Here is a 14473-nt window from a genome sequence, read left to right as displayed (position 1 = left end):
TCAGCTTATGCTTCCTTGCTCAGAACCTTACCAGGTTTTACCAATGTTAAACTGGAACTGTTCTGATTTGTCCCCTTCCACTTTTTTGACCGGCTGCGCATAAGAGAAGACCAGCGGTCCCAGCGGGGACATCCACTGCAGCGCAATACCGCTCGAAACGCGGATATTGTTTGGATCGCTATAGTCCGGGATGCCGGCGGCGCGGGTTTCTTCCGTATTCTGCCACTTGGTATCCCAGACGGTACCCGCATCCACGAACAGAGAGGTACGTACCGAGTTTGCGTATTTTTCGCTCAGGAACGGCGTTGGGGTAATCAGCTCCAGGCTGGCCACCGCCATTGCGTTGCCGCCTACCGCGTCGCTCGACTTACAGATGCCGTTCGGATCGGTCAGCGTACAGGTTGACGAGCCGTCATTCAGGTAAGCCGCTTTCGGACCGATGGTGTTGGAGCGGAAACCACGTACGGTACTGGAGCCGCCCGCATAGAAGTTCTCGTAGAACGGCATCTCTTTGCCGCCCAGACCATCGCCATAACCGACGCGGCCGCGCCCTAACAGCACCCATGTGCGATCGCGGTTAAGCGGCACATACTGCTGGGTATCCAGCGTCGCTTTATAGAAGCTGTTGTCCGAGCCCGGGATAGTGACTTTACCGTTCAGGTTGGTACGGTTACCCGCGGTCGGGAAGAAGCCGCGATCCAGGGTGTTATAGGTCCAGCCGTAGTTGAAGGTGAAGTCATCCGCGGAGAAGTCGCCCTTGTCGTTAAGCTCCTGCGGCTTGCCGACAGAGTCGAGATAGCGCCACATCGCCACCTGCGGCTGCATGTTGGAGAGGTCATTGTGCACATAGCCCAGACCAACGCGCAGCGTGTTGTTTTCGTTGACCGGGAAGCCCAGGGTGCCGTCTACGCCGTAACTTTTGTTGGTGTAGTCCGACAGATCCGCATCGTCCGCTTTAAAGTCGTTGTAGAAGACGCGACCGCCCAGGCTCACGCCATCCACCGTAAAGTACGGATCGGTCAGCGAGAATTCCGCGTAGGTCTGGTAGTCATTCTTGGTGCCGCTGATGCTTACCGTGTTACCGGTACCCAGCCAGTTATCCTGGGTGACGCCGACCTGGAAGCTGACGCCGCTTTCGGTGCCGTAGCCGACGCCGAAGTTAAAGGTACCGGTGTTGCGCTCTTTCACCTTGTAGACCACATCTACCTGGTCCGGCACGCCCGGCACGCGCTGCGTGTCGACATCGACCGTTTCAAAGTAGCCGGTACGGTTCAGACGCTCTTTGCCCTGCTCTACCAGATCGCTGCCCAGCCATGCGCCTTCCATCTGGCGCATTTCACGGCGCAGCACCGCATCTTTCGAGGTGTCATTGCCCTCGAAGCGCACTTTACGCACGTAGTAACGGTTGCCGGCGTCCACGCTGATATGCAGCTTCACCGTTTTATCGGCGTCGTTGATTTCAGGCTGCGTCATCACGCGCGGATAGGCGTAACCATAACGGCCCAGCAGCTTCTTGATGTCATCTTCCATCTGGGTGACTTTGGTGCCGTTATACAGCTCGCCCGATGGAATTTGCGTCAGGTGTTCAATCTCTGCCGAGTGGCCCGCCATGCTGCCGTTGACNTTCCATCTGGGTGACTTTGGTGCCGTTATACAGCTCGCCCGATGGAATTTGCGTCAGGTGTTCAATCTCTGCCGAGTGGCCCGCCATGCTGCCGTTGACGATCACACCGGCGATTTTGTACTGATCGCCCTCGGTGATGTTAACGGTGATGTAGATGCCTTTTTTATCCGGCGTCAGGCTGACCTGGGTCGAATCGATATTGAAGCGCGCATAGCCGCGGTCGAGATAGAAGCTGCGCAGCGTCTCAAGGTCGCCCGCCAGTTTTTGCTTCTGATACTTGCGATCGCCCACCACGTTCCACCACGGCACTTCGTCGCGCAGCTGGAAACGGGAGATCAGCTCGTCAGAGCTGAAGGCCTTATTACCAACGATGTTGATCTGCTGAATTTTGGCGGAGACGCCTTCGGTGAAGACCAGTTTCAGATCGACGCGGTTGCGCGGCAGCGGCGTAACCACGGCCTTCACGTTAGCGGTGTATTTACCGACGCTGTAGTAGAAGTCCTCCAGCCCCTTCTCAATCGAAGAGATGGTGGTGCGGTCCAGAGCTTCGCCTACGCGTACGCCAGAGGCCTCAAGGTTTTGCTTGAGCTGATCCTCTTTCACCGCTTTGTTGCCGGTAAAGGTAATGCTGGCAATGGTAGGACGTTCTTTAACCTGAACAATCAGCGTAGTTCCGTCGCGCAGGACCTGAACATCCTCAAAGTTGCCGGTAGCAAAGAGTGAACGAATGGTATTTTTGACATCTTCGTCATTAACCGTATCGCCAACNAGTTCCGTCGCGCAGGACCTGAACATCCTCAAAGTTGCCGGTAGCAAAGAGTGAACGAATGGTATTTTTGACATCTTCGTCATTAACCGTATCGCCAACTCGTACCGGCATGCTCAGCAGAGCCGCGCCGACGGCGACTCGCTGCAGCCCTTCGAAATGAATATCCTTCACCACGAAATCGTCTGCACCGTAAACGGTGGCGCTGCTAAACAGCAGCGACGCTATGAGCAACTTTTTCATCGCCATCGTTATTATGCGTTTTCCTAACACATCCCGCGTCTGTCTGCGTTCCAGCGATTACAGACGTGAGAAATCATTGAAAAGTGCAAGCCCCATTAACAACACCAGCAGGATTGAGCCAATGCGATAACTGAAGTCCTGAACTCGCTCGGACACCGGTCCACCTTTGATCTTTTCGATCGCCAGGAAGAGCAAATGCCCACCATCTAACACCGGCAGTGGGAAGAGATTGATGATTCCGAGGTTGACGCTAATCAACGCCAGAAACATCAGGTAGTAAATCATCCCGTATTCCGCTGACAATCCTGCACCCTGCGCAATCGAAATCGGCCCGCTCAGGTTGTTCAGCTTCACATCGCCGGTAATTAACTTGCCCAGCATGGAGACCGTCAGCTTCATCAGTTGCCAGGTTTTCGCGCTGGCCTCACCAATAGCGTCAAACGCGCCATACTGCCTTACCGTTTTATAGGCTTCTGGCAGCGGAATCACGCGTGGGATTACCCCGGCGAAACCTTCTGCTTTCGCGCCTGGCCTGGCTTCCGGCGTTAACGTCAGCTGCACCGTCTCGCCGCCGCGATCAATCTCCAGAGCCATATTTTTGCCGGGATTATCCCGTACCTGCGTCACAAAAGTCTGCCATTGCGTTAACGGCTGACCATCGACTTTAACGATCCTGTCGCCCGCTTGCAAACCGGCAACGCTCGCAGGCGACTTTGCCTGAACCTCCGCCAGCGTGGTTTCGATTTGCGGACCACGCGGACGTATGCCCAGCGCAACAACCGGATCCTCTTTGTCTGGCTCAAACTGCCAGTTGCGCAGGTCGACATCTTTTTGCTGCGTCGCCTCTTCGCCGAAGCGAGAGACGGTCAGCACCGTATGTGCGTCGCCGATTTTGCCGATCAGCGCCATACGCACGGCATCCCAGTCAGGCGTTTCGATGCCATCTACCGCCTTAAGTTCCATCCCGCTGGCAATTTGCGCTTCCGCCGCCACCGAACCGTTCACAATTTCGCCAACCACCGGACGCACGCCAGGCACGCCGTGAATAAAAACGACCCAGTAGGCGAATATGGCGAAAATGAAGTTAGCGACGGGACCAGCGGCAATAATCGAGGCGCGCTGCCAGATACTTTTATTGTTAAAAGCCTGATGACGCAGTTCGGCGGGCACGCTTTCCACGCGCTCGTCGAGCATTTTGACATAGCCCCCGAGCGGGATCAGCGCGATAACATATTCGGTGCCCTGACGGTCGCGGCGCTGCCACAGCACCTTGCCGAAACCTATCGAGAAGCGCTCAACGCGTACGCCGCAGCGGCGCGCCACCCAGAAATGACCGAACTCATGTACGGTGATGAGCACGCCAAGGGCGACGATAAAGGCGACAAAACTCCACAATATACTCAACATCTACGCCTGTCCTCAGAGAGTGCGGAACACCAGCAACAACAAACAGGCGAAAACCGGCACCGCGGCAGTCAGGCTGTCGATGCGATCGAGTATGCCGCCGTGACCCGGGATCAAGTTGCCGCTGTCTTTGATACCCGCTTCACGTTTGAACATGCTTTCGGTCAAATCGCCCAGCACCGAGGCGAGGGTCGCCAGCACGGCGCAGACGATCAGCGTACCGGCGGAGACGCTCAGCGGCGCGAAGCTGGCGAACAGCCAGGCGAGCAGCGCGGAGGAGACCAGACCGCCGAGAAAGCCTTCCCAGGTTTTTCCGGGCGATACTTTGGGCGCCAGCTTATGCTTGCCGAACATTTTACCGAACATATAGGCGCCGGAATCGGCGCCCCACACCAGAAACATCACGAACAGCAGCCACCATGCACCCGCATAGTGGTCGCTGTCGTAGTGATACTGACGCAGCGCCATCATGCCCCAGAAAAACGGGATCAGCGTGAGAATACCAAACACCAGACGCAGGGGACGCGAATTACGCCACAGGGAGGCCGATGCCGGATAGAAGAGAACCAGAACCAGCGCCACGATCCACCACGCCAGCGATGCCCAGAGTGAAGCGGCAACCTGCGGCAGATGAACATCGCGCTGATAAGGAGGAAGGGTAAAGAGCATCCCCGCCAGCAGCAGCCCGCAAATTACAGAGAGCCAGATACGCTGTTGACGCGACGCCATGCCCGCAAGCTGGCCCCACTCCCAGGCGCCCAGCATGCAGATGATAATCGTCGTAATCGCAAAACCAACGGGCGGTAACCAGAAAAGCGCAGCAATCACCAGCGGAATGAGAATAAGCGCGGTAATCAGACGAGACTTCAGCAAAGGTTACCCCCTGTTTGCTCAGGCGCCGCCTGGTGCAGCGCCGCCATAACGACGCTCCCGCAGAGAGAATGCATTCAGTGCACCTTCAAAAACGTGTTCATCAAAATCAGGCCAGAGAACATCGGTAAAATAAAACTCAGCATAGGCGATCTGCCACAGCAGGAAGTTGCTAATCCGATGCTCTCCCCCGGTCCTTATCACTAAATCCACTGGAGCCAGCCCCTGCATGCACAAATGTGCAGACAGGTTCTCCTCGGTGATCTGGTCAGGACGCAATAGACCTTCCTGAACCTGTTCAGCGAGTTTTTTCACTCCCTGGATAATATCCCAACGTCCGCCATAGTTCGCGGCAATATTGAGAGTCAGTCCACTATTTTGCTGAGTCAGTTCCTCGGCGCGACGAATACGCTCCTGAATACGGTTACTGAAACGGCTCACGTCCCCGATGATGCGCAGACGCACGTTGTGCTTGTGCAGGCTCTTTACTTCACTGTCGAGCGCCCAGACAAACAGCTCCATCAGCGCAGTGACTTCCTGAGCCGGACGGCTCCAGTTTTCACTGCTGAAGGCGTAGAGCGTCAGCGCTTCAAGATTATTGCTGACGGCGAAGCTGACGGAGCGGCGCACCGCTTTTACGCCCGCTTTATGGCCGGAAATACGCAGTTTTCCCTGATTTTTAGCCCAACGACCATTGCCATCCATAATGATAGCCACGTGACGTGGGCCCGTTCCCTGTTGGTCATCGGTTTTGTTGTGATTATTGGACGACATAACGCGTAATTAATTCCTGTTGTCAGAAATGCTGTGGTTTCTGAATACATTGCGCCCGGTACTCTCCCGCCCAAAAGGGGCGAGGCGCATCTGATGCGATGCCATACACGGAAACGCGAGCGAGCGACTATACCATTTTCGCCACAGGCGAACAAATAGCGGCGCGCGTTAACGCGAGGTCGCGAAACGCGGCAGCATCTCTGTGGCTCTGGCGCGCGCGGCGCGGTCGATATCCAGCACGGCGTCCACTGAATCCGGCTCCGCAAACGCCTGCGCCGCCAGCACTTCGCTGTTGAGCGCCGCGATGTCGGTAAAGCGAATCTGGTTATCCAGAAAGGCCGCCACCGCAACTTCATTGGCCGCGTTGAGCGTAGTGGTCGCCGCCTGCCCTGCCTCGCAGGCATCTATCGCCAGTTTCAGGCAAGGGTAGCGGGCAAAGTCAGGTTCGGCGAACGTCAGCGCGGACATGCGGGTGAAGTCCAGCGGCGTTACGCCTGCTGAAATACGCGCGGGCCAGGCCATGCAGTGTGCAATGGGGGTGCGCATATCCGGTGAACCGAGCTGAGCCAGCACGCTGCCGTCGCAGTAGCGCACCATGGAGTGGATCATCGACTGCGGATGCAGGATCACCTCCATTTGCGCTGCGCTGGCGTTAAATAACCAGCGGGCTTCAATGTATTCGAGACCTTTATTCATCATGGTGGCCGAGTCGACGGAGATTTTACGTCCCATCGACCAGTTCGGATGCGCACAGGCCTGCTCCGGCGACATGGTCGCAAGGTCGGCCAGCGGCGTGTCACGAAAAGGACCACCCGATCCCGTAAGGATAATGGACTCAATGCCATTTTCCCGCAGGTCAGCGTATCCTAACTGATGCTGGATGGAAGCGGGCAAACTCTGAAAAATCGCGTTGTGCTCGCTGTCGACGGGCAGCAGCTGCGCCTGATAGTGGCGCACCGCCTCCATAAACAAACGGCCGCAGGTGACAAGCGACTCTTTGTTGGCGAGCAGCACGCTTTTTCCGGCGCGGATCGCCGCCAGCGTCGGCAGCAGCCCGGATGCGCCGACAATCGCCGCCATGACCTGGTCGACCTCGTCAAGCGCGGCCAGCTCGCACGCGGCCTGAACGCCGGAGAGCACTTCGGTTGAGACATTGAGTGCTTTCAGTCGTTCACGCAGCGCCTGTGCGGACGCCTCGTCCGCCATCGCGGCGTAGCGCGGCTGGAACGTTTGACACTGCTCCGCCATCAGCGCGACATTCTGGCCGGCGACCAGCGCGGTAATTTGATAAAGCTCAGGATTAGCGCGGACCACCGCCAGCGTGCTGGCGCCAATAGATCCAGTGGAACCCAGCAAGGTTAATCGCTTCATTAAGCTGTCCCTGTGAAGACGTCGAATAACTCCGCTCGCGCGGAAGGCATAATGTAAAACGCCGCCAGAGCGCATTCGCAATGAACACAGCTCTGAACGGCGTTTTATACCCAAGGATATCGGGTATAGAAAGCAACTGATGGGATCAGAACTCCATCAGCTCCTTCTCTTTTTCAGCCAGCGCCGCATCTACGTTCTTGATACGCGCATCGGTCATTTTCTGGATCTCGTCCTGAGTACGACGCTCGTCGTCTTCGCTGATCTCTTTATCTTTCAGCAAGGCTTTGATTTTGTCGTTAGCGTCGCGGCGCACGTTACGCACAGAGACGCGGCCCTGCTCGGCTTCGCCGCGCACAACCTTGATCAGATCCTTACGACGCTCTTCGGTCAGCGCAGGCAGCGGAACACGGATGTCGCTTCCCGCTGAGCTTGGGTTGAGGCCGAGGTCAGAAGCCATGATGGCTTTTTCCACTGCCGGGCCCATGGAGCGGTCGAACACGTTGATTTTCAGCGTGCGTGAGTCTTCTACGGTGACAGAAGCGAGCTGACGCAGCGGCGTCGGCGTACCGTAGTATTCGACCACGATACCGTCGAGCAGTGAAGGAGAAGCGCGACCGGTGCGCACTTTGCTGATGGTGTTTTTGAACGCTTCGACGCATTTGTCCATGCGCGTTTCAGCATCTTTTTTGATGTCGTTAATCACGTTGAAACCCTTGGATTCGGTTTGACCTGGCCATTCCGGCGGGGCCGGAAGCGGTATCGCTGTTGAGCGATAATCCTGAATGGTGCGCGGTGACGTTCACCGCGCCGACAGAATATACCTTATTTTACCTTGCGTCGGGTATTAATGCGTAATCAGGGTGCCTTCTTTTTCACCCATCACTACGCGACGCAACGCGCCAGGTTTGTTCATATTAAATACGCGGATCGGCAGCTGATGGTCGCGCGCCAGGGTAAAGGCCGCCAGATCCATTACTTTCAGCTCTTTTTCCAGCACTTCGGCGTAGGAGAGCTGGTCATACAGCGTCGCATCCGGGTTTTTCACTGGATCGGCTGAGTAAACGCCGTCGACTTTCGTTGCCTTCAGCACCACGTCCGCTTCGATTTCGATGCCGCGCAGACAGGCCGCCGAGTCGGTGGTAAAGAACGGGTTGCCGGTGCCAGCGGAGAAGATCACCACGCGGTTATTGCGCAGCAGGCTGATGGCTTCGGCCCAGCTGTAGTTGTCGCACACGCCGTTAAGCGGGATAGCGGACATCAGGCGCGCGTTCACGTACGCGCGGTGCAGCGCGTCGCGCATCGCCAGCCCGTTCATTACGGTCGCCAGCATGCCCATATGATCACCCACGACGCGATTCATACCCGCCTGCGCCAGCCCCGCTCCGCGGAACAGGTTGCCGCCGCCAATTACCACGCCTACCTGAATGCCCAGCTCGACCAGTTCTTTCACCTCTTGCGCCATGCGGTCAAGCACGCTCGCGTCGATACCAAAACCTTCGGCACCTTGCAGTGCTTCGCCACTCAGTTTCAGCAGGATACGTTGATATACAGGTTTTGCGTTGGTCGCCATGGTCGGTTCTTCCTGGAAGAGTTGAAAAGGAGAAGTTAAATCTGATCGATCATCCGCTTAGCGCGCGTAAATTACTATTGGGATGAGACTGAAAAGCGTCTGCTTAGCGCAGCAGACAAAAAAGAACCGCCTTTTGGCGGTTCCTTTAACAGCATTAAGACTGTTTGGACATCGCTGCTACTTCAGCAGCGAAGTCGCTTTCGACTTTCTCAATGCCTTCGCCCACTTCGAAGCGGATGAAGTTGATGACGTCAGCGCCTTTCTCTTTCAGCGCCTGGCCAACAGTTTTGCTCGGATCGATAACGAAAGCCTGGCCAGTCAGAGAGACTTCGCCGGTGAATTTCTTCATGCGGCCTTCAACCATTTTTTCAGCGATCTCTTTCGGCTTGCCAGACTGCATCGCGATGTCCAGCTGAACCTGGTACTCTTTTTCAACCACGTCAGCAGAAACGTCTTCCGGCTTAACGAATTCCGGCTTGCTGGCAGCAACGTGCATAGCGATCTGCTTGATCAGCTCTTCGTCAGCGCCTTTCGCGGAGATCAGGACGCCGATACGCGCGCCGTGCAGGTAAGAACCCAGCTGCTCGCCTTCCAGCACAGCGATACGACGGATGTTGATGTTTTCGCCGATTTTCGCCACCAGCGCTACGCGCTCTTCTTCGAATTTCGCTTTCAGCGCTTCAACGTCGGTGATGCGCTCTGCGGTCGCCGCGTCCAGCACTTTGTCAGCGAACGCCTGGAAACCAGCGTCTTTCGCAACGAAGTCGGTCTGGCAGTTGACTTCCAGGATCACGCCGTAGTTGCCGTCGATTTTGGTTTTGATCACGCCGTCAGCAGCTACGTTGCCTGCTTTTTTCGCCGCTTTGATCGCGCCGGACTTACGCATGTTCTCAATCGCCAGCTCGATGTCGCCATTCGCTTCGGTCAGCGCTTTTTTGCAGTCCATCATGCCCGCGCCAGTACGCTCGCGCAGTTCTTTTACCAGTGCAGCGGTAATTTCAGCCATTCCAGAATCCTCGGTTCGTACCCCCGTGCTTACGCACTAAGGCACCTGTTGCGGAAAATTTACTCTGTCCCGCCCGCCAGAAAAGGAGGCGTGACAGACGGAGATAAAATAAAGGGGCCAAGACTGGCCCCTTAACAGATTACATCTGATGTCTAAGGGCTCTTTGTCAGAGCGAACCTTATTAAGCGTTTTCTAAAGACGCTTCTTCAGCCTGCTCAGCCAGGTCCTGTGAACGGCCTTCGCGCACGGTAGTGGCAACAGCAGTCAGGTACAGGCTAACAGCACGGATCGCATCGTCGTTACCCGGGATAACGAAGTCAACGCCGTCTGGATCAGAGTTGGTATCAACGATAGCAAATACCGGGATACCCAGGTTGTTTGCTTCTTTAATCGCGATGTGCTCGTGATCGGCATCGATAACGAACAGCGCGTCCGGCAGACCGCCCATGTCTTTGATACCGCCCAGGCTGTTTTCCAGCTTGGCCAGTTCGCGACCGCGCATCAGCGCTTCTTTCTTGGTCAGTTTGTCGAAGGTGCCGTCCTGAGACTGAGTCTCAAGGTCTTTCAGACGTTTGATAGACTGACGAACGGTTTTCCAGTTGGTCAGCATGCCACCCAGCCAGCGGTGGTTTACGAAGAACTGGTCGCAGCTCAGTGCAGACTCTTTTACCGCTTCGCTGGCAGCGCGCTTGGTACCGACGAACAGAATCTTGCCTTTACGGGCAGAGATTTTGTGCAGCTCAGCCAGAGCGTTGTTGAACATCGGTACAGTCTGCTCAAGGTTGATGATGTGAACTTTGTTACGCGCACCGAAGATGAACGGCTTCATTTTCGGGTTCCAGTAACGGGTCTGGTGACCGAAGTGAACACCAGCCTTGAGCATGTCGCGCATGGAAACAGTTGCCATGATTACCTCTAAATTTAGATTGGGGTTGGGCCTCCATGTATCCCATGCGACCGACCTCTTTCGAAGCACCCCGGCGCATGTGTCGATACATGTGTGTTTTAGTACACATAATGAGATTGTTGCTAACGGCGGCGGATGAGCGCACTCGCTCTCATTTCGCTCACGCATTATGCAATTCGCGCTTCCTGTCGGCCATTACGGACCTGACAGAGAATCGTCGGCGCGCTTTATACCACAACCACGCTGCTGAAGCCAGAATTTGTTCAGTGCGGGGCCGCGCAACGCGAACTGTTTGGCTGCCTTGTTTTCGGCTGCTAACATGACAGCACATCGTTCATTATTGCTGAAATTTTCGGCAACTGCGGATTAATTTAATGGCAATTTCAATTAAAACCCCTGAAGAAATCGAAAAAATGCGCGTCGCGGGCCGTCTGGCCGCTGAGGTGCTGGAGATGATCGCGCCGCACGTCAAACCGGGCGTTTCTACCGGCGAACTGGACCGCATCTGTCACGATTACATTACTAACAAGCAGCACGCCATCTCCGCCTGCCTCGGCTATCACGGCTTCCCGAAATCGGTCTGCATCTCGGTCAACGAGGTGGTGTGTCACGGCATTCCCAGCGACGATCGTCTGCTGAAGGATGGCGACATCATCAATATCGACGTTACCGTTATCAAAGATGAGTACCACGGCGACACCTCGAAGATGTTTATCGTCGGCAAGCCGACCATCCAGGGCGAGCGTCTGTGCCATATCACCCAGCAGAGCCTCTATCTGGCGCTGCGCCTGGTGAAGCCGGGCATCCGCCTGCGCGAGCTGGGACGCGCGATTCAGAAATATGTCGAATCCCATGACTTCTCAGTGGTGCGCGAATATTGCGGCCACGGCATCGGCAAAGGCTTCCATGAAGAGCCGCAGGTGCTGCACTACGATGCGGATGACGGCGGTGTGGTGCTGCAGGCGGGCATGACCTTTACCGTCGAGCCGATGGTCAACGCTGGCGACTACCGCATCCGCACCATGAAAGATGGCTGGACGGTAAAAACTAAAGATCGCAGCTTGTCCGCGCAGTATGAGCATACTATTGTGGTGACCGATAACGGCTGTGAAATCCTGACCCTGCGTAGCGACGACACCATCGACGCGGTGCTGGTCAACGAAGGGTAAACGTCCCCCACTGATAAAAAGCCGGCCCTGTGCCGGTTTTTTTATGGCTCAAGAAGAGAGAAGCGGTATGAGCGCGATCCTGACGGATGAGGTCATTGACGGCCTGAAAGACTCCCCGGCGCACTGGGATGATGCGCAGTTAACCCGCGACGTCCTGAAGCAGAAGCTGGAAACCTTTAATACCTTTCTCTCCACGGCGTTCGACGCCGGCGAATCGGTTGAGGCTCTGATCGATGCGCGCACTCTGTTTATCGACCGCCTGCTGCGTCGCCTGTGGCGCTTTTACGGCTTTGACGCCCTGCCCGCTATCGCGCTGGTCGCGGTCGGCGGCTACGGTCGCGGCGAACTGCATCCGCTTTCCGACGTCGATATTCTGATCCTCAGCCGCGAGCCGCTCGACGACGCGAGCGCGCAGCAAACCAGCGAACTGCTGACGCTGATGTGGGATCTCAAGCTGGAGGTAGGCCACAGCGTGCGCACGCTGGAGGAGTGTCTGCTGGAGGGGTTAGCCGATCTGACCGTCGCCACCAACCTTATCGAGTCGCGTATGCTGACCGGCGATGTCGCCCTGTTTCTGGAGATGCAGAAGAATATCTTCAGCGAAGGCTTCTGGCCGTCGGCGACCTTCTACGCCGCCAAGATCGAAGAGCAGCAGGCGCGCCACCAGCGTTATCACGGCACCAGCTACAACCTTGAGCCCGATATTAAAAGTAGCCCAGGCGGCCTGCGCGATATTCATACGCTGCAGTGGGTAGCGCGTCGCCACTTCGGCGCCACTACGCTGGACGAAATGGTAGGGTTCGGCTTTCTTACCGAAGCTGAGCGCATCGAGCTTAACGAGTGTCAGGCGTTTCTCTGGCGCATCCGCTTTGCCCTGCATCTGACGCTGACGCGCTATGACAACCGGCTGCTGTTCGATCGCCAGCTCAACGTCGCGCAGCGCCTTAACTATCAGGGCGAAGGCAACGAGCCGGTCGAGCGCATGATGAAGGATTTTTTCCGCGTCACGCGCCGCATCGGCGAGCTTAACCAGATGCTGCTGCAGCTGTTCGACGAAGCGATTCTGGCGCTCTCCACGACGGAAAAACCCCGCCCGCTGGACGATACTTTCCAGCTGCGCGGCAATCTGATCGACCTGCGCGACGAAACGCTGTTTGAACGCGAGCCGCAGGCGATTATGCGCATGTTTTACGTTATGGTGCGCAACGAGAATATTCGCGGCATCTATTCCACTACGCTGCGCCAGCTGCGCTATGCACGCCGCCATCTCAAGCAGCCGCTGTGTCAGATCCCCGAGGCGCGTCAGCTTTTTATGTCGATTTTGCGTCATCCCGGCGCGGTCAAACGTGCCCTGCTGCCGATGCATCGTCACAGCGTGCTCTGGGCCTATACGCCGCTGTGGGGACATATCGTCGGACAGATGCAGTTCGACCTGTTTCATGCTTACACCGTCGACGAGCACACCATCCGCGTGCTGCAAAAGCTGGAGAGCTTCGCCAGCGAGGCAACGCGCCCAATGCATCCGCTCTGCGTCGAGCTCTGGCCGCGCCTGCCGCAGCAGGAGCTGCTGTTGATGGCGGCGCTGCTACACGATATCGCTAAAGGCCGCAACGGCGATCACTCTATTCTCGGTGCGCAGGATGCGCTGGAGTTCGCCGAGCTGCACGGCCTGAATTCGCGGGAGATGCAGCTGGTCGCCTGGCTGGTACGTCATCACCTGCTGATGTCGGTGACCGCGCAGCGTCGCGATATCCAGGATCCTACCGTTATCCAGCAGTTCGCCGAGGTGATGCAGAACGAAAACCGACTGCGCTATCTGGTCTGCCTTACCGTGGCCGATATCTGCGCCACCAATGAAACCCTGTGGAACAGCTGGAAGCAGAGCCTGCTGCGCGAACTCTTTTTCGCTACCGAGAAGCAGCTGCGGCGCGGCATGGAGAACAGCCCGGATCTGCGCGAGCGCGTGCGTCACCACCGTCTTCAGGCGCTGGCGCTGCTGCGTATGGACAATATTGACGAGGAGCGGCTGCACCATATCTGGAATCGCTGTCGCGCCGACTATTTCCTGCGCCATACGCCTAACCAGCTCGCGTGGCACGCGCGTCATTTAATGGAGCACGACCTTCGCCAGCCGCTGGTGCTGGTCAGCCCGCAGGCGACGCGCGGCGGCACCGAGATCTTTATCTGGAGCCCCGATCGCCCTTACCTTTTTGCTACCGTGGCGGGCGAGCTGGATCGGCGCAATCTCAGCGTACACGACGCGCAGATTTTCACCAGCCGCGACGGTATGGCGATGGACACCTTTATCGTGCTGGAGCCGGACGGCAGCCCGCTGGCGCCCGATCGCCACCTGATGATCCGTCAGGCGCTGGAGCAGGCGATTGCGCAGACCAGCTGGCATCCGCCGCGCACGCGCCGCGCGTCAGCGAAGCTTCGCCACTTCAGCGTTGATACCGAAGTTAACTTTTTGCCGACCCATACCGATCGCCGCAGCTATCTGGAACTGGTGGCGCTCGATCAGCCTGGCCTGCTGGCGCGCGTGGGCGAAGTCTTCGCCGATATGGGCGTCTCGCTGCACGGCGCGCGCATCAGCACCATTGGCGAGCGCGTCGAGGATTTATTTATTCTGGCCAACAGCGAGCGGCGCGCGCTTGACGCGGAAATGCGCAAAGCATTGCAACAACGGTTGACAGAAGCCCTTAATCCAAACGATAAAGTGTGACCGCAATCGATTTACTTACTTATTCTTTGTGTCGGGAAGTGGCCCGA

General features: G+C 56.9%; 10 protein-coding genes and 1 pseudogene. 2 read left to right on the top strand and 9 right to left on the bottom strand.

The features are described 5' to 3' along the window. Positions 1-27: 27 nt before the first annotated feature. The 9 genes and pseudogenes from bamA to rpsB all read right to left on the bottom strand — a co-directional run bounded on the left by bamA (position 28) and on the right by rpsB (position 10535). A pseudogene (gene bamA / locus D7S44_RS14180) lies at positions 28-2639 on the bottom strand (outer membrane protein assembly factor BamA). A 51-nt stretch (positions 2640-2690) separates the two neighbouring features. After that, complete coding sequence (gene rseP / locus D7S44_RS14175; RefSeq protein ID WP_120455844.1) at positions 2691-4040, bottom strand: sigma E protease regulator RseP; 1350 nt, start codon at positions 4038-4040, stop codon at positions 2691-2693. 12 nt (positions 4041-4052) lie between these two features. Beyond that, positions 4053-4910, bottom strand: coding sequence for a phosphatidate cytidylyltransferase (gene cdsA, locus D7S44_RS14170; RefSeq protein ID WP_120455843.1), 858 nt, complete (start codon positions 4908-4910; stop codon positions 4053-4055). An 18-nt stretch (positions 4911-4928) separates the two neighbouring features. Further along, a complete protein-coding gene (gene ispU / locus D7S44_RS14165; RefSeq protein WP_120455841.1) occupies positions 4929-5681 on the bottom strand; it encodes a (2E,6E)-farnesyl-diphosphate-specific ditrans,polycis-undecaprenyl-diphosphate synthase in 753 nt (250 codons plus the stop codon). A 168-nt stretch (positions 5682-5849) separates the two neighbouring features. Beyond that, the gene (ispC, locus tag D7S44_RS14160; protein ID WP_120455840.1) at positions 5850-7052 is read right to left on the bottom strand and encodes a 1-deoxy-D-xylulose-5-phosphate reductoisomerase; all 1203 of its coding nucleotides are present in this window, start codon (positions 7050-7052) and stop codon (positions 5850-5852) included. A gap of 145 nt (positions 7053-7197) precedes the next feature. Then, positions 7198-7755, bottom strand: a complete 558-nt coding sequence (frr, locus tag D7S44_RS14155; RefSeq protein ID WP_120455838.1) for a ribosome recycling factor — start codon at positions 7753-7755, stop codon at positions 7198-7200. A 141-nt stretch (positions 7756-7896) separates the two neighbouring features. Next, on the bottom strand, positions 7897-8622 hold the full coding sequence (gene pyrH / locus D7S44_RS14150) for a UMP kinase (protein ID WP_033793563.1): 726 nt from the start codon (positions 8620-8622) through the stop codon (positions 7897-7899). Between the two features lie 154 nt (positions 8623-8776). After that, a complete protein-coding gene (gene tsf, locus D7S44_RS14145; RefSeq protein WP_120455836.1) occupies positions 8777-9628 on the bottom strand; it encodes a translation elongation factor Ts in 852 nt (283 codons plus the stop codon). 181 nt (positions 9629-9809) lie between these two features. Further along, the gene (gene rpsB / locus D7S44_RS14140) at positions 9810-10535 is read right to left on the bottom strand and encodes a 30S ribosomal protein S2 (RefSeq protein ID WP_147402107.1); all 726 of its coding nucleotides are present in this window, start codon (positions 10533-10535) and stop codon (positions 9810-9812) included. A gap of 374 nt (positions 10536-10909) precedes the next feature. Between rpsB and map the strand changes: the two genes are divergently transcribed. Together map and glnD are read left to right on the top strand one after the other, a co-directional pair. Further along, a complete protein-coding gene (map, locus tag D7S44_RS14135) occupies positions 10910-11704 on the top strand; it encodes a type I methionyl aminopeptidase (protein ID WP_120455832.1) in 795 nt (264 codons plus the stop codon). Positions 11705-11771: 67 nt separating this feature from the next. Then, entirely contained in the window at positions 11772-14426 is a 2655-nt protein-coding gene (gene glnD / locus D7S44_RS14130; protein WP_120455830.1) for a bifunctional uridylyltransferase/uridylyl-removing protein GlnD, read from the top strand. The last annotated feature ends 47 nt before the right edge of the window (positions 14427-14473 follow it).

It is taken from the genome of Pantoea piersonii (genome assembly GCF_003612015.1).
Classification (GTDB): Bacteria; Pseudomonadota; Gammaproteobacteria; order Enterobacterales; family Enterobacteriaceae; genus Pantoea; species Pantoea piersonii.
This window is presented reverse-complemented; position numbering and strand designations above follow the sequence as displayed.